The organism is Mycolicibacterium madagascariense (genome assembly GCF_010729665.1).
GTDB lineage: Bacteria > Actinomycetota > Actinomycetes > Mycobacteriales > Mycobacteriaceae > Mycobacterium > Mycobacterium madagascariense.
In genome coordinates this window covers 5,375,880-5,397,106 of sequence record NZ_AP022610.1, presented here as the reverse complement: position 1 = coordinate 5,397,106, position 21,227 = coordinate 5,375,880, and the positions used below count along the sequence as shown (strand labels likewise).

General features: G+C 70.3%; 12 protein-coding genes. 2 read left to right on the top strand and 10 right to left on the bottom strand.

What is annotated here, in order from left to right:
• Positions 1–212 precede the first annotated feature (212 nt).
• Positions 213–2,453, top strand: coding sequence for an HNH endonuclease signature motif containing protein (locus G6N60_RS25655; RefSeq protein ID WP_163742676.1), 2,241 nt, complete (start codon positions 213–215; stop codon positions 2,451–2,453).
• A 37-nt stretch (positions 2,454–2,490) separates the two neighbouring features.
• Here G6N60_RS25655 and G6N60_RS25650 read toward each other — a convergent pair whose 3' ends face one another.
• The 9 genes from G6N60_RS25650 to pdxR are packed head-to-tail and all read right to left on the bottom strand — an operon-like array spanning position 2,491 to position 19,304.
• The gene (locus G6N60_RS25650) at positions 2,491–5,649 is read right to left on the bottom strand and encodes an arabinosyltransferase domain-containing protein (RefSeq protein WP_163742674.1); all 3,159 of its coding nucleotides are present in this window, start codon (positions 5,647–5,649) and stop codon (positions 2,491–2,493) included.
• Complete coding sequence (locus tag G6N60_RS25645) at positions 5,646–8,909, bottom strand: arabinosyltransferase domain-containing protein (RefSeq protein WP_246241041.1); 3,264 nt, start codon at positions 8,907–8,909, stop codon at positions 5,646–5,648. The genes G6N60_RS25650 and G6N60_RS25645 overlap by 4 nt, the downstream gene beginning before the upstream one ends.
• Positions 8,910–8,966: 57 nt before the next feature.
• On the bottom strand, positions 8,967–12,188 hold the full coding sequence (locus tag G6N60_RS25640) for an arabinosyltransferase domain-containing protein (RefSeq protein ID WP_163742667.1): 3,222 nt from the start codon (positions 12,186–12,188) through the stop codon (positions 8,967–8,969).
• A gap of 51 nt (positions 12,189–12,239) precedes the next feature.
• Positions 12,240–14,060 (bottom strand): galactan 5-O-arabinofuranosyltransferase, encoded by a 1,821-nt coding sequence (locus tag G6N60_RS25635; protein WP_163744562.1) that lies wholly within the window; start codon positions 14,058–14,060, stop codon positions 12,240–12,242.
• Positions 14,061–14,095: 35 nt separating this feature from the next.
• Positions 14,096–14,878: a decaprenylphospho-beta-D-erythro-pentofuranosid-2-ulose 2-reductase gene (locus G6N60_RS25630; RefSeq protein ID WP_163742664.1), complete on the bottom strand. Its 783-nt coding sequence runs from the start codon at positions 14,876–14,878 to the stop codon at positions 14,096–14,098.
• Between the two features lie 3 nt (positions 14,879–14,881).
• Entirely contained in the window at positions 14,882–16,243 is a 1,362-nt protein-coding gene (locus tag G6N60_RS25625; RefSeq protein WP_163742661.1) for a decaprenylphosphoryl-beta-D-ribose oxidase, read from the bottom strand.
• Positions 16,244–16,265: 22 nt separating this feature from the next.
• Positions 16,266–16,661, bottom strand: a complete 396-nt coding sequence (locus G6N60_RS25620) for a GtrA family protein (RefSeq protein WP_163744560.1) — start codon at positions 16,659–16,661, stop codon at positions 16,266–16,268.
• 24 nt (positions 16,662–16,685) lie between these two features.
• Complete coding sequence (locus tag G6N60_RS25615) at positions 16,686–17,873, bottom strand: hypothetical protein (protein WP_163742658.1); 1,188 nt, start codon at positions 17,871–17,873, stop codon at positions 16,686–16,688.
• A gap of 33 nt (positions 17,874–17,906) precedes the next feature.
• The gene (gene pdxR, locus G6N60_RS25610) at positions 17,907–19,304 is read right to left on the bottom strand and encodes a MocR-like pyridoxine biosynthesis transcription factor PdxR (protein ID WP_246241039.1); all 1,398 of its coding nucleotides are present in this window, start codon (positions 19,302–19,304) and stop codon (positions 17,907–17,909) included.
• A gap of 49 nt (positions 19,305–19,353) precedes the next feature.
• Here pdxR and G6N60_RS25605 point away from each other — a divergent pair, with 49 nt between their 5' ends.
• A complete protein-coding gene (locus tag G6N60_RS25605; RefSeq protein WP_179969745.1) occupies positions 19,354–19,794 on the top strand; it encodes a carboxymuconolactone decarboxylase family protein in 441 nt (146 codons plus the stop codon).
• Between the two features lie 9 nt (positions 19,795–19,803).
• On the opposite strand, the gene G6N60_RS25600 is transcribed toward G6N60_RS25605, so the two are convergent.
• Positions 19,804–21,204, bottom strand: a complete 1,401-nt coding sequence (locus tag G6N60_RS25600) for an alpha/beta hydrolase (protein WP_179969819.1) — start codon at positions 21,202–21,204, stop codon at positions 19,804–19,806.
• Positions 21,205–21,227: the final 23 nt, after the last annotated feature.

The following is a 21,227-nucleotide window of genomic DNA, read 5'->3' as shown; positions in this document are numbered from 1 at the left end:
GTGGTGGTCGGGGTTGTCCCGAGGCGGTGCTTGATACACCGGGTCACCCTCGATTGCTTCGTGGACCTGGCTCTGTTGCGCCCGGTGCGGCCTAACATGCGGCACTGACGTTTTCGGACGCGGTGGCCCGGGTTGTCCCCAGGCGGTGATTGATCCACAGGTGCGGGGATTGGTGCTGTCGGGGGTCGACGGGACGCCATAGACTCGAACACGTGTTCGACGACTTGGTGACCACGGCGCTGTGCGCGCAGGGACCGGTCGCCGTCGAACTGTGGACCCGGGTGGAGAACGCCGCCTGCGCGCACCGCCTGCACGCCATGCGGACCATGCTTGAGGCCGCCATGTCCGCCGACGGATCGGTTGATCGTGACCAATGGTGCATCGACAACTGGAGCGCGGTGTGCGCCCACATCGGCGCCGCCCAACGCCTCACCACCCGCTCGGTGTCGGCCACCCTGCTCGTCGCCCTGGCCCCGCGCGAACGCTTCCCCCGCCTGGAGGCCCTGTTCACCGACGGACGCCTGAGCTATCCGATCGTGCGGCTGATCACCACCCGCGCCTCGGCGGTCATCGACCCCGCCGTCTGGGAGGCCCTGGACATCGCCCTGAGTGCACGGTTCACCGGCACCGACTACCCCACCTCGCTCTACCGGGCGCAGAAGGCCATCGACGCCGAGATCTGGCGCCTGGACCCCGCGGCGGTGCACCGCACCCAGACGCGCGCGCAGGGCCGCCGGGTGGACGTCACCATCGACGACGAGACCGGCATCGCCCAGCTCTATGCCAGCCTGTTCGCCACCGACGGCGCCGCCTTCACCACCCGCCTGGACGCCCTGGCCGACACCGTGTGCCCGCACGATCCGCGCACCAAGGACCAACTGCGGTCCGAAGCCATCGGGGCGCTGTCCTACGGCCAGGACCGCCTGGCGTGCTTGTGCGAACGCCCCGACTGCGAGGCGTTCCTGCGCCCACCGTCGACCGGGGTCGTCATCCACCTCATCGCCCACCCCGACACCATCACCGGAGACGGGTCCTCCTCTGATCTCCCGCCGGTGGTGCCACCAGTCGTTGGGCCCCGCGGTGATGCATTGGCGGACCCCGGCATCGGGGCCGAGCCCGAACCCGAGGACGAGACCCACGACGTGCCCCAGGCCGAGGTCGAGCCCGAGGACGCCACCGACGCCGCCGACAGTGCACCGATTGAACCGGAGTCGGTAGTCGAGATCGCCCCCGCGGACGTCGACGCCGAGTGGAGGATCAACGCACCCACTGATCAGGACGCCGACGCCGCGGTCGACGCCGAAACTGAGCTTTCGCCAACGGAATCGGGCTCAGCGGTCGAAGACCTGTCCATCCTCGCGGACCGTCCCACCGCAGAATCAGCCGACGAGGGCGACGATGACACCGGCGCCGAGCTCACCGCCACGGAAGGCGTCACCGACACGGACGCCGTCGCCAACACCACCGTGGACGACGTCGTGATCGACGACACCACGGTCGACGACACCACCGACGACCTCGACGGAGTAGCAGGCATCCACGACCTCGACGGGGACGCCGCAACCGACGCAGCCAACGCCACCGCCGCGGAAACCAACAACACCGCCGCCGCAACCGAACCCACAATCCCCAACCCCACCACCGTCACCGAGCTCGCCCCACGCGCCCCCATCCCGTTCATCACCCCCGAACAGGAATGTGCCGGCCTCGACGGGGTATCGCCCCCGCTCTACGACAAACCCCTCACCCAACTCACCTGGGCCGAACTGTTCCACCCTCGACCCCACCCCGAACACCTCAGCAGTCTGTCCACCGCCACCCTCCTCAACGGCGCCAACCTCAGCGGCACCGTGCTGCCCGGAGCCATTGCGCGCCGCGCCGCCACCGGAGCCACGATCTCGGTCATCGTGCACCCCGGCCAAGCACCCCCCGAACCGCACTACCGCCCCTCACCCACACTCGTCGACTTCATCCGCTGCCGCGACCAAACGTGCCGCTACCCCGGCTGCACCAAACCAGCCAGCACTACCGACATCGACCACACCATCCCCTACCCCTACGGGCCGACGGCTGCCTCGAACCTGAAATGCCTCTGCCGTGAACATCATTTGCTCAAAACCTTCTGGAACGGCTGGCACGACCGACAGCTCCCCGACGGCACCGTCATCTGGACCACCCCGGACGGACGCACCCACACCACCCGCCCCGGCAGCCACACCGACTTCCCCCACCTGTGCGCACCCACCGCACCCATCACCGCCCACCCGCCACCACCACAACACGCCAACGAACTCAAGATGCCCACCCGACGCGCCACCCGCAGACACCAGCGACGCCACCGCGCCCTCACCGAACGCGAAGCCAACCAAGAAGCCCTCGACACCGACCAGCCCACCGCTCCGAACGCCGAATACGAGGCCATGCAACATGACTCAGACCCGCCACCGTTCTGACATGAAGCCCGCGCGAATCAGCATGTCCGCCAATAAATTACGGCTTGATGCGGATCTTCCCCGGCGAGTACAGCCCGCTGTGCGTCGCCTTGCCCAGGTCGAGGGTGGCGGGCTGCGCGTCGACGATGGTGTCGAACCTACGCAGCGAGCCCCAGTCGCGGCCCCAGTCATGCGACAGGTACGTCGACATGAGGTTCTGCCGCAGCAGCAGATCGGTGATGCCGAGCAGACCGCCGTTGAGGCCGTCCTGCCAGGTGTCGGTGTCCTTGCGCTTGGCGTTGTAGTCCGGGGTGATGCGGAACTTCGGCACTTCGGTGACACCGTCGGCATGCAGCATCGGCTGCTGGCACGGGAACGCCAGCCCGACCGCCCAGTCCATGAGCACGGGCTGGGTGGTGCCGAGGTACTGCTGCACGGTCTTGACCTCGGGCACGCGCGGCGGCGTGACGGCAAGCCAGTCGCCGGGGGTCAGCGACAGGTCCTCGGCGACGATGCGGACGGCGGAGGCGTCGGCAGGCATCAGCGAGCGGTCGAACCGCAGGTTGCGCCACGACGGGATCGGGCCGATGTCATAGGGGACCAGCCGCCCCGCGGGCACGGGCGCGCCGCCGGGGCCGGGGCGAGCGAACTCCAACTCGACGGTCTGGCCGTCGGTGTGGCCGTTGAAGACGCTGTTGCCGCTGATGCTGCCCGCAGCGGTGACGACCACGAGGGGGTGCGCGTCGTCCCGGGCGGGCAGCGAATACCACGCCGACGTCAGGCGGCTCTGCTGCTGCGCAGCGCCCGGCTGGTAGGTGCCGGCCAGCGGAACCCGCTTGGGATCCAGGCCGTAGGGCAGTGGCACGGTCGAGCCGTTGACGCCGGGACTGCTCAGCCTGACCGGCTGGGCCCAGTCGTAGTCGGTGCCCGGTGTCGGGAGATCGTTGCGGATGGCCTCGGCCACGATGTGGTCCGGCACGCCGTTCGGGCTGAACCCGACGGGACCCACGCCGCCCAACGGGCCGAGCGGACCGTAGTTCCCGGGCTGAGCGGTGAGGAAGCCGGCGTTGCTGTCCGGCTCGACGAGCACGTCGTCGGCCAAGCCGCAGCCACCGGTGAACGCCGCGAGGTTGGCCGCTCCGTTGGAGTAGGTCGGGTATTGACGCACCACGCCCGCCAGCATGGACCCCACGAACACGACGACCATCAGGCCGGCGGTCAGCGGGATGGGCGCGGCCGTCACCCACCGCACCACCTTGCTCTCGGCGCGGTCGCGGGCGAGGTGCAGCCAGAACGCCCACAGCGCGGCGATGCCGAACAGCGCGAAGAAGATCGTGCTGACGGTCACCCCGCCGACCTTGGGCATTGCGTTGTTGAACGGCACGCCGTAGCTCGACACGTACCACCAGCCGTTGGTGCTGGAGAACGTCAGCGCGACCACGAACAGCAGGGCCGCCACGAACACCATCCGGTTGCGGGCCGACCGCAGCACGAGCGGCGACACCAGCACCGTGGCCACCGCCGCCATCGCGGCGCCCACGGCGGCGAACAGACCGAAGTGGTGCACCCACTTCGTCGGCGCGAACATCAGGAAGAACATGGTCCCGAAGATGATCCCGGCGAGCCGCCACACCGGGCCGCGGGCGACACCGGGAACGCGCTTGCGGCGCAACATGATGAACAGCGTCGTGAAGAGGCACAGCGCGGTGATCATGAAACCGAACCGCCGCGACAGCGACCCGTCGACCGTCGGCAGGATCAGGTAGTAGTAGCGCAGGTTCTCCGTGTACCAGGCCTGGCTGGGTCCGATCGCCGTACGAATCCTGGTGGCTTCCATGACCGTCGAGAACGTCTGGTCGGCGAACACCGCCGTGAGGACGATGGTCCCGGCGGCGGCCAGCGGCAGGACCAACGGCCACACGCCGACGTCCCGCCGCCGGCGCACCAGGATGCGCAGCAGCGGCCGGCCGCCGGCGAGCAACGCGGCGACCGCGATCAGACCCGTCGGCTGAATGCCCAGGGTGAACGCGGCGGCGATGATGGCGAGCGCGGCCGGGGTGAGCCGACCCGAGATGATGGCCCGCTCGATGAGCACGTAGGTGATCAGCGCGCCGGTGGCGATCTGCCCCTCGGGCCGCAGCCCGTTGTTGAACGGCATCCACGCCGCCATCAGGACCAGGCCCGCCGCCCACATCGCCGACCGGCTGGACGCCACCGACGGTCCCAGCCGCGGCAGCACCTCCCGCGACAGCAGCAGCCAGCAGACCAGCGCACAGACCAGGTCGGGCAGCCGCATCCAGATGCTGGCGTCGCTGACGTGGGTCATCAGCGCGAGCACGTTGTAGAACCAGCCGAACGGATCCTCGGGGCTACCGAACCAGCGGAAGTAGTTCGACATGTAGCCGGCCCGCTCGGCAACGCGGGCCATCTGCAGGATGTAGCCGTCGTCGGAGGAGTTCGCCCCGATGACGTGCCACAGCAGGAAGCCGCCGACGACCACGACGTCCGTCGCGGAGAACGTCCGCCAGCGCGACGGGATCAACCGCTGCATGCGCCTGCCGTCACGCTGGTCGAGCCGCCACAGGGCGATCACCGCGATGACCGTCGCGACCAGGGCCACCAGCATCGCGCCGAGCTTGATGGTCGTCGGCGAGGTGGTGAACCGGGTGTCGACCGTGGCGGATAGCGAGAGCCCTTGTGGCGCAGGGCCTTTCAGTCCGGTGAAGACGCCGACGAAGTTGGGTCGCAGGTTGGGGTCGGGGAACCCGGTGCGCAGTTCCTTGCCGTCGGGTCCGGTGAGACCCACGAAGGTCGCGAACGTCCCCGACTCGTCGGACACTATGTCGATGCGCGAGCACCCGGCGGCCTTGGCCCGCGGGACGCTGGCCACCACCACGTTGCGGTCGGTGACGTCGACGCGGGAGGCGGTGACGTTGACGAACAGGGCGTTCAGCGCGGCGTCCTTGCCGTCGGCGGGCGCGGTGCCGAGCACCAGCCCGCCGCTGGGCGGCAGCTGCTGAATCATGCTGCACGGCACGGACACCTTCATCGAGACCGGCGTCAACGAGATCAGCGGCGCAGTCACGCTGTTCAGCTGACCCGCCTGCGGCCAGTTCACCGTCGCGGTGGTCTGCACCACGGGCAACAGCGGAGTCAGGACCGACAGCACGAAGCCGATCAGCCCCGAGACGATCGCTACCCACCGTGTCGTTCTCATGAGTCCGTTTCCAGGGGCAGGGCGCGGATCGGGCCGCGGCGGGTCCAGCCGTACACCGTCTGCACGCCCTGCTCGACGGCGGCGTTCGGCGCGGCGGACGGTGGCACGATGCGGTCGTAGCGCTCGATGGTGCCCCAGTCGCGATACCAATCACCGCTGAGGTAGGTCGGCACGGTCGAGGTGCGCAGCAGGGCCTGAATGTAGAGGAACGGGCCGCCGTCGTCAGCGGACTGCCACTGGTTCGACGACACGACGACCTGCTTGGCGTTGGGCAGGATCCGGTACTCGGGCAGTTCGGCGATGCCGAGGTGCTGCGTGGCCGGGTGCTGGCAGGGGAAGTTCGCACCCGTCGCGATGTCCATCAGCACCGGGGTCGACGACCCCAGGAACTGCTGCGCGGTCTGCAGGGAGGGGACGCGCGGCGGGGTGAAGGCGAACCACTGATCGGTGGACAGGTTCGGGTCGTCGGCCACGATGCGGGCGGCGTTGGCCTCCGGCGGCGCGGCGGCCAGCGGGAAGCGCAGGTTGCGCCACGCCCGCTGCGGCACCAGCGGGTCGATGGGCGGCGCCAGCCCGAGCCCGCGGAACGAGCCGTCCGAATTGCGCACGCCCCATTCGAGTTTCAGCGACTGGCCGTAGTTGAAGTTGCCCTCTTCGTCCGACGACGAGATGGCGCCCGCGGCCGACACGACGACGATGGGACGGTCGGGCGTGCGGGCCGGCAGCGCATACCAGGCCGACGTCGCCTTGGCGGCCGCGGTGTTCTCGCCGTAGCTTCCCATCACAGGGGTGCGCGCCGGGTCGAGCCCGAACGGCAGGAACACCCGCGACCCGTTGACGCCGGGCGGCCCGTAACCACCGCCGGTGCCCGCGGAGAAGCCGATGCCCGAGTTCGGCTTGTCGGGTGAGCCGGGGGAGTTGACGGTGCCGGGGTTGGCGGTGACGGGCTCGGGCGGCAGCAGGGTGTCGCTGACGCCGTTGGGGGTGAAGCCGACGGGGTCCGACCCGCCGAGTGGCCCGTCCGGACCGAACTTCTGTCCCGGAATCGGTTGCAGCAGGCCAGCATTGGGGTCGGCTTCGACGAGGACGGCGTCGGCCATCGCGCAGCTGGTCGGGCCCAGCCCCGACGTGATCGCATCGACGTTGGCCTTGGCCGTGGTGTAGGCGGGGTAGCGGACGACGGCGCCCTTGACCATCGACCCGACCTCGAGCAGCACCATCAGCGTGGCCACCACGAGTAGCGGCGTGGAGGCCAGCACCCGGTTGCGCCGCGTGTTGGCGACCTCGGTGTGACCGGCGTAGTCGATGCGGAAGTGCAGCCAGCCGGTCAGCAGTCCGCCCGCGATGGCGAGCACCAGGAACATCGACGTGACGGGATGGCCCGCGATCAACGGCTGCTTGTCGAACCACGGCACCCCGTAGTTGCCGACGTAGAACCAGCCGTTGATGCCCGACGTCGCCCACGCGAGGACGAACAGCAGGGCCGTGACGTACAGCGCGAGGTTGCGTCGGCTGTGCAGCCCGACGCGGGAGAACGTGAACGCGGTGACGGCGCCCAGCGCGCCGCCGAGACCGGCGAACGCGCCGAACTGCACGGCCCACTTCGTCGGCGTGAACGTCAGCAGCAGCAGGCCGATGGCCGTCGTCCCGAGCAACCGCCACGCCGGCGCGGTGACGATGCCCGGCAACGTGCCACGGCGCAGCAGCACCGCCACCAGACCGAACAGGCACAGCAGCAGGATCAGCACCGAGAAGCGCCGGGTCAGCGAACCGTCGACGCTGTCCTCGACGGTGAGGAAGTAGTAGCGCAGGAACTCCTGGTACCAGGAGATGGTCGGGCCGACGGTGTACTTGATCCGCGCGGACTCGGCGACGGTGGCCAGCGTCTGATCGCGGAAGACGATGACGAAGACCAGCGACAGCGCCGCCGCGTAGCTGGCGATGGGTGCGAGCACCCCGGTGGGCCTGGTCCTGGTGACCTTGACGATGGCCCGGGCGCCGACCAGCAGGGGCGCCAGCGCGATCAGGCCCTGCGGAGCCAGGGTCAGGCTGAACATCGCGACGACGATGGCCGCGGCGGCCGGCCAGGACCGGCGGGCGCTGATCGCGTACTCGACGAGCACCCACGCCGCCAGCGCGCCGAACGCGATCAGCGGCTCGGGCCGCAGGCCGTTGTTGAACGGTAGCCAGCTGGCCAGGAAGACCGCGGCGCCGGTCCAGACCGCCACCCGGTTGGCCGCCAGCCGCCTGCCGAGCCGGGGGATCACCCAGCGGCTGAGCAGCAACCACGTGGCCACGCCGGCCAGCAGCGCGGGCAGGCGCAACCACACGCCGGCCGTGCTGACGGTGGCGAGGTGGCCCAGCACCGACTGGTACCAGTCGAACGGCGCTTCGGTCGCGCCGAAGTAGCGGTAGTAGTTCGCGTCGTACCCGGCGTCGCGGGACACGCGCGCAATCGTGGTGTTGTAGCCGTCGTCGGAGGAGATCGCGCCGACGACGTGCCACAGGACCAGCCCGCCGATGACCGCGACGTCGGCCAACCAGGTCGCCAGCCCGGCCCGCCAGAACCGGCCCCACGCGCCGCGGACCCGGCGGCCCGAACGCCGATCCAGCAGCGCCAGCGCGACGATCGACACGATGGTGGCCAGCACGCCAAGCACCATCACCGCGGTCTTGAGTGCGGTCGGCGCCAGGATGAACCGCGTGTCGACGTCGATGCGGGCCGACAACCCCGGCTGCGCGGCGACCTTCAGATCGGTGAAGACGCCGGTCACCTGGGGCTTCTTCTCGACGGCCTGGGTGCCGGCGGCGCCGGGGATGCCGACGAAGTCCGCGCCGACGCCGGTGACGTTGGCCCAGACGTGCAGCACGCTGCAGGCCCCCGCGTCGACGGCCTGACGTGGCGCGACGGCGGCGACGGAGTCACGGAACGCGACGAGGACGCTGTCGGCGGTGGCCCGGACGAACAGGCCGTTGCGGCCCGCGTCGATGCCGCCGTCGGGATTGGTCGACAGGACGACGCCGCCCGCGGCGGGCAGCGTCGCGACGGCCTTGCACGGGATGCTGACGTCGAGCGCGAGCGGCGCACCGGACACCAGGGGCGCGGTCACGTCGGTGACGAGTCCGTCGGGTCCTGAGCCCGAGGGCCACAGGATGGTGGCCGTCGTCTGCTTGACGGGAAGGAGCGGGGTGAGGGCGCAGAGCAGGAGTCCTGCGATACCCGCGATGATCGCGACGAGTCGAAGGGTCCTGGCGGGCACGAGGCTCGATGCTATGCGACGACCTCGTGTGCATTGCGCCGCCATGCGGGGGAGGGGTCAGCTCAACCGCAAGGGCCCTGGTGTCCACCAGCCGCTTCGGGTCGCGGTGCCCAGATCGAGGCGCGCCGGTTGCGCGCTGGGGTACCAGCGCACCAGCCGCTGCAGCGCGCCCCAGTCGCGGAACCAGTCGTCCCTGAGATAGGTGGGCACCGGCTCGGCCCGCACCAGCAACTCGGTGATGCCGAGCGGTCCACCACCGAGGTAGTCCATGACGGGCGAGTTGGCCTCCGCGCCGAAGCGGTCGGGCAGGATGCGCCACTTGGGCACCTCGGTGACGCCGTTCTGGTGGCCGAACGGACGCTGGCACGGGAAGGCGAGCCCCACCAGCCAGTCCAGCAGCACGGGGTCGGTGGATCCGACGACGTCCTGCAGCGTCTGCAGCTTCGGGATGCGGGGCGGGGTGACGGCGATCCAGTGCTGCGGGGCGAGGTCGTCGTCGGAGACGCTGAGGCGCACCTGGGTGGCCTCCTTGGGGATGGCACTCATCGGGACGCGCAGGTTGCGCCATGCGGGCACCGCGCCGACGTCGCCGAGTCCGGTGCTGCCGCCAGGCTGACCGGCCGCGGCCTGGGCGTCCGTGGCCCACTGGACGAGGACCTCGCCGTAGTCGAAGCGCCCGGCCGCGGCGACCACCAGCAGCGGTCCCGCCTGACTCCGGTCGGGCAACCGGTACCAGGCCGACCGCAGCTGCGCGGGCTGCTGCGGACCCGAGCGCCAGCTGCCCATCACCGGCGTCCTCGCGGGGTCGAGGTCGTACGGCAGTCGCGCACGCGAGCCGTTGATGCCCGCCCTGGCGGTCGTGCCCCCCTCGGTGCCCGGTTCGCCGCCGCTCACCACGGAGCCGTCGGTGTCGGCGAAGTTGCCGCTGCCCTGGGGTTCGGCGACGGGGTCGGCCGACACGTCGGCGGGAATTCCGTTGGGGCTGAAGCCTTGTGCGGTCGTGGCGCCGAGGGCGAGGCCCGCGGGCACGCTCACCGGGGTCAACATGCCCGCGTTGGGGTCCTGCTCGACCAGGACGTCGGTGGCCAGGCCGCAGGTCTTGCCGGTCAACGCCTCGAGGTTGGACCGACCCACCGACCACGCCGGGTACTGCGTGATCATCCCGATGGTGAGCGACGCGACCTCGAAGACCACCAGTGCCCACACGGCGATCGTCAACGGCGCCTGGGCCACCCACGACCACCGCCGCGGCCTGCTCGGCGGGCTGTCGCCGCGGCCGGTGAAGTGCAGCCACGCGGCCAGCAGGAGCGTCAGCACCGACAGCCCCAGCAGGATGGTGGTGAAGCCAAACTTGTACTGCGGGAACGCATTCGACCACGGCACGCCGAAATTGGAGACGTACCACCAACCGTTGACGCTCGCGAACGAGAACGCCGTCATGAAGAGCACGGTGGCCGCGAAGATGGTGCGGTTGCGCCGCGACGTCATCGCCGTGGACATGACGGCGACGGCGGCCAGTGCGCCCAGCGACCCGGCCAGACCGGCGAACACGCCGAAGTGGTGCGTCCACTTGGTCGGGGTGAACATCATCGCGAGGAACGAGATGATCGTGATGCCGATGATGCGACGGCTGGGACCCTGCGCCGTGCCGGGAATTCGGCCCTTGCGCAATGACATCGCCACCGACACCGCCAGGGCGAGCAGCAGGGCGAGCACGGCGAAGCGCCGGGCCACCGACCCGTCGGGGCTGGCCATGAAGAGTCGCTCGTAGCGGATGTGTTCGTCGAACCAGGCCAGGCTGGGACCGACGGCCGACTTGAACAGGCTGGCCTGAACCTCCGCGGTGAAGGTCTGATCGCGGAAGATGAGGAAGATCGTGACGGTGGCCGCCGAGAGGATCGGCGCCAGCAGGGCCAGTCGCCCGAACCGCGACGTATGCGCCGCCACGATCGTCTTGAGCGGACCGATCGCGACCAGCAGCGCACCCACGGCCGCGATGCCGGTGGGCCCGGAGAACAGCGTGAGCGCGCCGATGATGATCGCGATCGCCACCGGGAGCAGGCGGCTGGTGGCGACGCCCCGTTCGACCGAGCACCACGTCAGCAGGATGCCCAGCGCGATGATGGGTTCGGGCCGCAGGCCGTTGTCGAGCGGCAGCCAGAACGCCAGGAACATGCCCGCCGCGGTCCACGCCGCGGCGCGACTGGTCTTCACCGCGTGCCCGAGGCGCGGGATCACCTCGCGGCTGATCACCCACCAGCACGCCAACGCCATGACCAGCGTGGGCAGCCGCACCCAGACGCTCGCGGTGCTGACGTGCGCCCACAGCGCGAGCAGGTCGTAGTACCAGCCGAACGGCGACTCCGGGGTGCCGAACCAGCGGTAGTAGTTGGCCATGTAGCCGGCGTGCTCGGAGACCCGCGCCATCGTCAGGATGTAGCCGTCGTCGGAGGTGTTCGCGCCGACGAAGTGCCACCAGACCAGCACGACGGTGACCACCACGTCGAGCGGCTTCATCGACCACCACCGCGGCGGCAGGAACCGGCGGTGCCGCATGCCGTCGGCGGTGTCGAGCACGTGCAGGGCACCGAGTGCGAGCACCGTCATCGCGATGCCGACGATCATCGCGACCAGCTTGAGCAGCGTCGGAGAGGTGCTGTATCGGGAATCGATGGTGGCCGAGAACGTCAGACCCGGCGGCGCGGGGCCGGACAGGTCGGTGAAGACGCCGACGATCTGCGGCCGGAAGTCGTAGCCGCTGCGTTCGCCCCGCAGCGGATCGCCGGGCTTGGCGCCACCGTCGGCGTCGGGTCCCTGGACGAGGCCGACGAATTCACCCGTGACCCGCTCGGCGTGCGCGGTGAACGTCAGCCGCTGACACGCCGGGCTGAGCACCTGCGTCAGCGGCGCCGTGACGACGGGGGTGTTGCGCACGATGACCAGGAGGTCCCCGCCGACGCGTTCGATCAGCAGGCCGCGGTCGACGGCCTTGGGCGCCTGCTTGGGCACCGTCGACAGCAGGACGGTGCGGGGTCCGACGAGACCGGCGGCGGCACGGCACGGGATCGACACCTGCAGGTCGGTCGGGACGTAGCCGATGAGCGGCGCGTCGACGCTCTGCAGGAGCCCGTTCTGCGGCCAGTTCAGCTGGGCGGTGGTCTGCGTGACGGGCAGGAACGGGGTGGCGATGGCCAGCGCCGCACCCAGCAGGCCTGCGACGATCGCGATGAGCCGGGCGGTCCGGTGATGGCCTCCCGCCGTCGCTCCGTCGCCGCTCACGGGGCTAGATGTTAACGGCCCACCGGGGGGCGCCTTACTGGTCACGGCGTCTTACCGTCGGATTGCCAGGACGAAGGGCCCGATGTCGGACACCGCCCAGTGCGAATCGTCGAACAGCGCGGCGTCGAGCGCCACCTGATAGCGCCGCACGTTCGGCTGGTTCGGGTAGACGTCGCTGGCCAGCCGCAGCGTGTAGGTGTCGTTGGCGCCGTGCCGCATGAGGAACACCGTCGGGGGCGCCCACGGCAGCGTGTCGAGCGCGGCGACGAAGTCGGCGGGCCTAGTGATGGTCGCCCAGCCCTCGATGGCCGCCGAGCGCTCCTTGAACTGCGCGAGTGGATTGGCGTAGTGCGACGTCAGACCCTGGAACCCGTAGTAGGGGTAGTAGGCGAGGAAGCTGTAGTCCGCGGTCATCACGACGGTCTGGTCGCGGGGCCTGCCGGTCACCCGGCCGATCGTCGCATCGACGTCGCGGTAGTACTGCTCGGCCCCAGGGGGTCGGCGGTCGGCGCGTTGGCCGGTGCCGTCGGTGTCGGTGTAGGCGACCACGATGTCGGGGCGCAGGACGTCGGGGATGTCCTGGGTGAACGTCATGGCGCCGAGGGCGCCGACCGCAGCCCCCGCCGCCACGATGCGCCGCCCCGTCTGCGGGCGGTACCGCGCGGCGATCGCCAGGATGGTCTCGACGACGCCGAACGCACCCGCGGCGGTGAGCAGGACCGTCAGCGTCGGCACCAGCCGGAAGGACAGCAGCGTGGTGCCCAGCAGCGTGGTGAGCATCGACAGCAGCGACCAGCCGTAGACCGCGAGGACGGCCACGGCCAGCGCCCCGGCCCGCGTCGAACTGCGGGCCCGCACGACGAGCCACAGCGTCCCGATCATGCAGAGCGCGCCGAGGAGGGTGAAGTCCAGCATCGGAAACGTCAGCTGCGCACCGTCGCTCGGCAGGTAGTGCTGTGCGGTCCCCTTGTCGGCGGGGCTGCCGTGCGCGGCGGCGAGCAGATACGGCCCCCAGCCCACCAGCGCGATGGCTCCTGCGATGAGCGCGACGACGAGGAGGCGCAGCACCGGGTCCCACCGGCGTCTGGCCACGGCCAACAGCACCGCCATGATGGCGAGCGTGAACGCGGCGTAGCCGAACAGCAGCGTGTAGAACAGGGCGGCCAATCCGAGGAAGAGCCCGGCGCCGACGACGGCCGCCCAGCCGCCGGATCGGGTGCCGCCGCCCAGCCCCGACCACGCCAGGACGAACACCGGCGGCAACAGCACCGTGATGATGGCCGAATAGGGCTCGGCGGACGCGTAGGCGAGGGTGGCCGCCGCCGTCGCGGTCGCGATCACCAGGGCCAGTTCGAACCGAATCATGGCCGCCCACACCACGAATGCGACGACGATTGCCGCGGTGATCGAGATGATCGACCACGGTTTGAACGCCTCCCAGGCGGGCGTGCCCGTCAGGTGGGCGTACCTCCCCCCGAGCCAGAACCAGCCGGGCGGGTAGTACGGCGGCAGCCCGAGGTACGTCATGTCGTGCGGCACGGCGGTGTCGGTCAGGCGGGTGAGGTACTCGGTCCGGAACTGCTGGTCGACCGAGACGCCGAACAGGTAGAGCTTGGTCGCCCCCAGCGGCATCGCCAGCGTGACGGCCGACAACCCCGCCAGGAACACCACCGCACCCGCGCGCGCCAGCCAGCGCCACCCCCTGCGCCACAGCCAGCCGGCCGCGAATATGCCGACCAGACAAGCGAATTGGCCCACGGTGGTGAGGGCATGGAGTTGATTGGACGAGTTGAACGCCGGCCAGTTCACCCTGGCGATGGCGCGCAGCGCGATCCCGGTCACCGCAGTGGCGATCACCACGGCGACGAGCATGGCCGCCGCCGACCGGCCTGCGGTGGTGCGCACGGTCAGATCGGGAGCTTGCGGAAGATCGGCCGCGGCACGTGGCGCAGCACCATCATCACGTAGCGGAACGCCCCTGGCGCCCACACCAGTTCCTTGCCCTTGGCCGACGAGGTCACCGCCAGTTCGGCGACATACTCCTTGTCGACGGTGAACGGCGCCTCCTTGGCGCCGGTGGCCGCCAGGTAGTCGATCGTCGTCTTGGTGCGCACCTGGCCCGGGCGGATCACCAGCACGTGAACTCCGTACTCGCGCAACGCTTCTCCCAGGCCGAGGTAGAAGCCGTCGAGCCCGGCCTTGGTGGAGCCGTAGACGAAGTTGGACCGCCGCACGCGCTCACCGGCGGCACTGCTCATCGCGATGATGCGCCCGGACCCCTGCGCACGCATCCGTTCGCCGAGCAGCACGCCGACGGATACGGCGGCCGTGTAGTTGATCTGGGCGATCTGTACGGCCTTGCGCTGGTCCTGCCACAGGTCCTCGGCCTCACCCAGCAGACCGAACGCCACGATCGCCACGTCGACGTCACCACCGCTGAAGGCCTGCTCGATCACCGCGGGGTGGGTGTCGGCCGCGACGCCGTCGAAGTCGACCCATTCGACGGACTTCGCGCCCGCCGACGTCATGGCGGCGATGGCGTCGTCCTTACGGGGATGGTTCGGCAGGTCGGCGAGGATGACCCGGGCCGACGCGTCGCGCAGATAGCGCTCGGCGATGGCCAGCCCGATCTCGGACGTACCGCCGAGGACGAGGATGGCCTGCGGATTGCCCACGGCGTCGAAGACCATGATTTACAGAAGCTCCAAACGTCGGGCCATGTCGGAGGCGAAGATCCCCGCGGGATCGACCTTGCGGCGCACCGCAATCCACTCGTCGATGCGCGGATACATGGCGTGGAAGGTGTCGGCCGTGGTGCGGGAGTCCTTGGCGGTGTAGAGCCTGCCGCCGAATTCGAGCACCCTGCGGTCGAGCTCGGTGACGAACTCGCTCAGCCCGGCCTTGATGGGGAAGTCGACGCAGATGTTCCAGCCGGGAATCGGAAAGCTCAGTGGCGCTTGGTTTCCCGCACCGAACAGCTTGAACACGTTGAGGAAGGAATAGTGTCCCGAGCGCTGGATGTCGCCGATGATGCGCTTGAACTCCTCGACCGCCTCGACCGGCACCACGAACTGGTACTGCAGGAAGCCGGCCGAGCCGTACCCGCGGTTCCACTCTCCGAACATGTCCAGCGGATGGTAGAACTGCGTCAGGTTCTGGACCTTGCCCCGGTAGGTGCCCGACTTGCGGTACCACAGCTCGCCGATGGGCCCGAACGTGTACTTGTTCGCCAGTCCGTTGGGGAACACGTCGGGGAACGTGAACAGTTGCGGCGCATCGAATTTCAGCGGATCCTTCTGCAGCTTCTCGGGCAGCTGGTCCAGCGTCGCCAGCGAGCCGCGGGAGATGGCGGCCCGGCCCAGCTTGGGCGGTGGGCTGATCGCGTCGAACCAGGCGCTGGAGTAGGTGTAGTCGTTCTCGCTGCCGTCGCTGTGGAAGGCGATCGTGTCGTCGAGGGTCGGGGTGACGTCACCGTCGGCGATGAAGTACGCCGTCTCGGTCGGCGTCATCGCGATGGTGGCCCGCAGGATGATGCCCGTCAGACCGTTGCCGCCGACGGTGGCCCAGAACAGGTCCGCGTCGGGACCGTCCGGGGTGAGGTGGCGGATCGCGCCGTCGGCGGTGAGGAGGTCCATCGACCGGACGTGGTTGCCGAAGCTGCCCGCGCTGTGGTGGTTCTTGCCGTGGATGTCGCAGGCGATCGCCCCGCCGACGGTGACCTGGCGCGTGCCGGGCAGCACCGGCACCCACAGCCCGAGCGGCAGCGCGGCGCGCATCAGCTGGTCCAGGTTGACGCCGCCGTCCACGTCGACGAGGTGGCTGTCCCGGTCGATCGAGTGGATCTGGTGCAGCGCCGTCATGTCGATGACGAGACCGCCACCGTTCTGGGCGTTGTCGCCGTAGGACCGGCCGAGCCCCCGCGCGATGACGCCGCGGCCGTCGGCGTCGCCGACGGCCTTGATGATCTCGTCGGGGTCCGGGGTCGACAGCACCTGCGCCACGGTCGGCGCGGTGCGGCCCCAGCCCGTCAGCCGCTTGGTGGTGGTGTTGAACATCGTGACGAGGGTACCGCTCCCGCTACAGCTTGAAGATCACCGCGCGCTGGACGATGAAGTTGATGACGGTTGCGGTGCCCTGCGCGATGACGAAGGCGATCACCACGGCCGCCGCCGTGTAGTGCAGCAGGTGCAGGAAGAGGTGGTTCAGGCCGACCTGGACGGCGAACGTCACCGCGTAGAGCCCGACGACCGCGACGAAGCGCGCGGTGCTCGGCGGTGCCTGGAAGGTCCAGCGCCGGTTGATGAGGTACGCCGTCGTGGTGCCGGCGATGAAGCTGAGCGTCTTCGCGACGTCCGGGTTCAGACCGGCGGCCTTGTACAACAGCACGTACAGGCCGAAGTCGACGATGGCCGACAGCCCGCCCGTGACGACGAAGCGCCAGGCCTGGGTCAACAGGCTCAGACTGGGCGACATGGGGGGTTCGGCCACGCGGGCAGCTTAGCCAGGGTGGCTCGGGGTGCCCACCAGGCCGACGATGGCGGCGATGACGACGAGCCACGTCGCGATCGCGACCGGCAGCAGTGCCATCAGTTTCAGCGCCGTCACCGCCGGTATCACGACGACGGCAAGCAACGCGATCGGCGTCAACGCCCGCAGCCACCACGTGACGAAGTCCCCGCCCGGGATCCGACAGCTCGCGACCAGGATCACGATGTACAGCGCAATGAGTACGAACTCCCCGACGGGGGCGGTCGACGCGCTCAGCATCCCCGCCGCAACCGTCGCGACCGCGGCGAGCGCCGCAACGATGGCGAACCAGCGGCCGCGGTCGAGCACGTCGAACGCACCCCGCAGCACCGCGAGCAGCCCGGCCGCGACGATCGCCACGGTGGCGACGTGCAGCCAGCTACCCGCCGAGGGGCCGAACAGCGCGGAGGCCTCCTCCGCGAGGTAGTAGCCGCCGAACGCTCCGTTGCCACCCCGGCCGGTGGCGTACCACACGACGGCGGCCGCGACGACGACCACGGCCATCGCCAGCCCCATCGATCTGCCCAGCGACCGCACCCGGTGCAATCGGGTCGTGGCGACCTCGAACGCGACCATGGCCAGTCCCAGCTGGGCGAGTTCGGCGTACACCCCCAACCCGTCCGGCTCGCCCGGCGGGTTCGGGGTGGGGTCGTTCGCGAGGGGCGCCGTCCCCGTCTCCGAGAGGACGTGGACGGCGACGGCCGTGCCGAAGTAGAGGTAGGTCGCCACCCCGGCCAGCGCGAGGAGAGCAGCGAGCGCGATGAACGCGCCATCCGGAAGGACGCTCGCCACCAGTGCGGCGACGACGACGACCGCTGCCGCCGACAGCGACCACGGCCATTCGTCGAAGCGCTGGTCCTGTTCCGTCATCAGGGAGGCGAGGCTCTGAGCGGATTCGACCGCGACGAGCGCGTACCCGGTCACCTGCAGTGCCTTGGTGAAGCCTCCGGCCTGGGGCCCGCAGGTGGCCGCGACCAACGTCGCCGTCGACGTGGCGTTGGGGGCGTGTGCCCGCAGCCGGGCCAGCGCGTAGATCACCGGTGCGAACATCGCGGCGCCGAAGAGGGCGCCCAGCCCCGTGCTGGCGCCCGCGCACACCGCTGCCAGGCACAGGGCCGTCGTCCGCCAATCGGCCAGGGACATCCGCGTCGTGGGCACGGGCGCGCACTATTCCAGCCGCCCGGCGCGAGGTCAGATCGTCATTTGCACATCCGAAAGCACGCTGCACAGGGCGTCGACGGCCCCGGCGAACGCGTGCTCGGCAGGGGTGCCGAAGTTGACGACGATGCCGTCCGGCCCTGGTCCCGCGCCGGGATGTCGCATGCGTGCCAGACCGGCCAGCGCCACGCCGGCCTCGGCCGCCCGCCGCACCACCTCGGGCTCGGTGCCGTCGGGCAGCGTCAGCAGGAGGTGCAGACCGGCGGGGAGCCCGGTGACGGTGACGTCGTAGGGGCGCAGGGCGTGCACCAGGCGGTCGCGGCGGCGCCGGTAGCTCAGGCGCATTCGGCGAATGTGCCTGTCGTAGCTGCCATGGGCGATGAAGTCGGCCATCGTCAGCTGCGTGATCGCGTCGACGTAGAACTGCTGCCCGCCCATCGCGGCGAGCACGCGGTCCACCAGATGGTCGGGCAGCACCATCCACCCCAGCCGCAGCGCGGGCGCCAGGCTCTTGCTCGCCGAGCCGAGGTAGACGACGCGGTCGGGGTCGAGGCCCTGCAGCGCGCCGACCGGTTGGCGGTCGTAGCGGAACTCGCCGTCGTAGTCGTCCTCCAGCAGGTAGCCGTCGGTGCGGTGGGCCCAGTCGACCGCCGCCTTGCGGCGCGCCGGGTGAAGCGGGACGCCGTGCGGAAAGTGGTGGGCGGGGGTCAGGAGCGCGGCGCGGGCGGTGGTGTGGTCCAACTCGTCGACGATCGCGCCGTGCCCGTCGACGCCGATCGGCGTCGTCGCCACGCCCCGTGCGGCCAGCGCGTCGCGAAAGAGGAACAGGCCGTAGGCCTCGACGGCGATGGGCGTGCCGAAGACGCAGCCGAGGATCTCGACGGCGTGCCTGGTGCCCGCGCACACCACGATCGATTCCGATGACGCGCGCACGCCGCGGACCCTGCCGAGGTAGGCGGCCAAGGCGTCGCGCAGCTCGGGACGACCGCGGGGGTCGCCCATCCGCAGGGCCTCGCTCGGGGCGGTGGACAGTGCCCGCCGGGTGGCCGCCAGCCAGGCGTCGCGGGGGAAGGCCGAGACGTCGGGGGAGCCCGGCATCAGGTCGTGCGTCGGCACCTCCGGCGCGGTGCGCCGACGGATCGGTGCCGGGGAGGCCGCCGTGTCGACGACCCACGTGCCCGCCCCCTGCCGCGACGCCAGCCAGCCCTCGGCGACCAGATCGGCGTAGGACTCGGCGACGGTGTTGCGGGCCACCCCGAGGTCGGCGGCCAGCGCGCGCGACGGCGGCAGCATGGTGCCCGACGCCAACCGGCCGGAGCGCACGGCGTCGCGCAGTGCCGTGGTCAGCAGGTCGCGGGCACCCCGGGCACCGGGGGTGATGGCACCGCGCAGATCGAGGTGCAGATCGCGTGAATTGGCCCATGAACTCACCGGCGAATTCAACCATGACGGCGGTTCTTTGGTGGCTAGCGTGGAGGACATGACGCGACTGAAGATGTACCAGGCCGCCCCCGAGGTCTACGACGCGATGATGCAGCTCACCCGGGCGGCGGCCAAGGACGTCGACCCGACGATCGCCGAGCTGGTGAAGATCCGCGCCTCGCAGATCAACCGGTGCGCCTTCTGCCTCGACATGCACACCGCCGACGCCCGCACGAACGGCGAGACCGACCAGCGCCTCGCGCTCGTCGCCGCGTGGGCCGAGGCGGGTGCGCTCTTCACCGAGCGCGAGCGCGCGGCCCTCGAATTGACCGAGGCCATCACCGAACTCGACAGGGGCCACGTACCCGACGAGGTTTACGAGAAGGCCGCCGCGGTGTTCACCGAGGAGGAGCTCGCGAAGGTCATCGCCATGGCCGTGACGATCAACGCATGGAACCGGATCAGCGTCTCGACCAGGGTGCCGGTGCCGCGCCGCTGAGGCGGTTCGTCACATCGGCGCCGGCCCGGGCGCAGGCACGTGCACCCGGCCCGCCAGCCACCCGAAGCCGTCGGAGAAGGCCCGCGCCGCGAACTGCCAGGTGTGGTAGCCCGGATACACCCGCAGCGTGCATCCGACGTCGACGGCTGTCGCCGCCGCACACAGGTCGGGCAGCGCGCCCTTCTCCCTGAACTCGTTGGCGTCGTCGTGCCCGCCGAAGCCCACCGGCGCGGCGCGCTGCTGCGGGCGGTCGGGGAGGTTCCTGGTCTTGTCGTCGGGCGGTTCCTGGGAGTCGTCGAAGTAGCCCGCGACGCCGGTGTACGGCCCGTGCCTGGCCATCACCGTGCGCGGATCGAAGGCGTCCCACGCGGCGGCGTCGCCACCGTAGAGCCGGTCGATCGTCTGCTGCTTGGTGCCGGAGTTCGGTCCCCGGTCACCGCCGATGTCCTCGAACGTGGCGAACAGGTCGGGGTGCATCACCGCGAGGTCGATCGCGCACGTGCCGCCCATCGACCAGCCGACGACGCCCCAGTCCGCCGGTGCCGTCGACGTGCCGAAGTGCGCGACGACGTAGGGCCGCACCTCGTCGGTCAGATGTTGCGCCGCGTTCCCCCGCGGGCCGTCGACGCACTCGGTGTCGTTGTTGAAGCTGCCGCTGGAGTCGGGGAAGACGAGCACGGGCGCCTCGCCGCCGTGGTCCTTGGCGTACGCGTCGACCACCGGGATCGCATTGCCGGTCCGGATCCAGTTGGTCGGATTGCTGAATTCCCCCGCGATCATCATGACCGCGGGCAGCTGCGGTGCGACGGGACCGGCGAACCACGCCGGCGGCAGGTACACCCATTCGCGGCGGTGGCTGAACCGACTGCCGCCGTCGGGGATGTCGACGCCGACCAGCTTGCCGGTGTCCTGGTGCGTATTGCGAAGCGCCGCAAGCCCTTCCGCGTCGATCTGATCGGGCAGCGGACCCGCGATCAGGTCACCCCACGCGCGTTGTAGCGACGGGTAGTAGCCCACCCACTGGTCGAGCACGAGCAACGCGCACACCATGGTGAGCGGAATCGCCAGCACGCTCAAGCCCCGGCGCAGCCAGTGGGCGCCGCGAAACCCGAACAGCGCCACGGCAATCGACGCCGCACACCCGGCGGTCCAGATCCACAGCCGCAGGGGCGCGGGGTCGCCCGCGAGCCCCTCGGAGTTCAGGTAGGTGCGGGCCGCCAACGCGGTGACGACGCCGATCGCGATGGCCAGTGGCAGCCACAGCAGCCGCCACCGGCGGGTGCGCCAGCCGACGGCCGCGATCAGTACGACGACCGTGACGATCTCGACGGTGAGGGGAAACCAGCCGCCCAGCAGCGAGACGCCGTGGCCCCATCGGTTGAAGTCGACGTCGGGCAGCGGGGGCATCATGATCGGCGCGGGCGGCGTCGGGA

Excerpts from the sequence above, each read along its gene's own strand:
- G6N60_RS25635 (WP_163744562.1), bottom strand. The coding sequence starts at position 14,060 with ATGCTCGTCGCCGTGGTGATCGCCACTGCGGTGACCGGGATCGCGCTG.
- G6N60_RS25650 (WP_163742674.1), bottom strand. The coding sequence starts at position 5,649 with ATGAGAACGACACGGTGGGTAGCGATCGTCTCGGGGCTGATCGGCTTC.
- G6N60_RS25630 (WP_163742664.1), bottom strand. The coding sequence starts at position 14,878 with ATGGTCTTCGACGCCGTGGGCAATCCGCAGGCCATCCTCGTCCTCGGC.
- G6N60_RS25600 (WP_179969819.1), bottom strand. The coding sequence starts at position 21,204 with ATGATGCCCCCGCTGCCCGACGTCGACTTCAACCGATGGGGCCACGGC.
- G6N60_RS25625 (WP_163742661.1), bottom strand. The coding sequence starts at position 16,243 with ATGTTCAACACCACCACCAAGCGGCTGACGGGCTGGGGCCGCACCGCG.
- G6N60_RS25620 (WP_163744560.1), bottom strand. The coding sequence starts at position 16,661 with ATGTCGCCCAGTCTGAGCCTGTTGACCCAGGCCTGGCGCTTCGTCGTC.
- G6N60_RS25605 (WP_179969745.1), top strand. The coding sequence starts at position 19,354 with ATGACGCGACTGAAGATGTACCAGGCCGCCCCCGAGGTCTACGACGCG.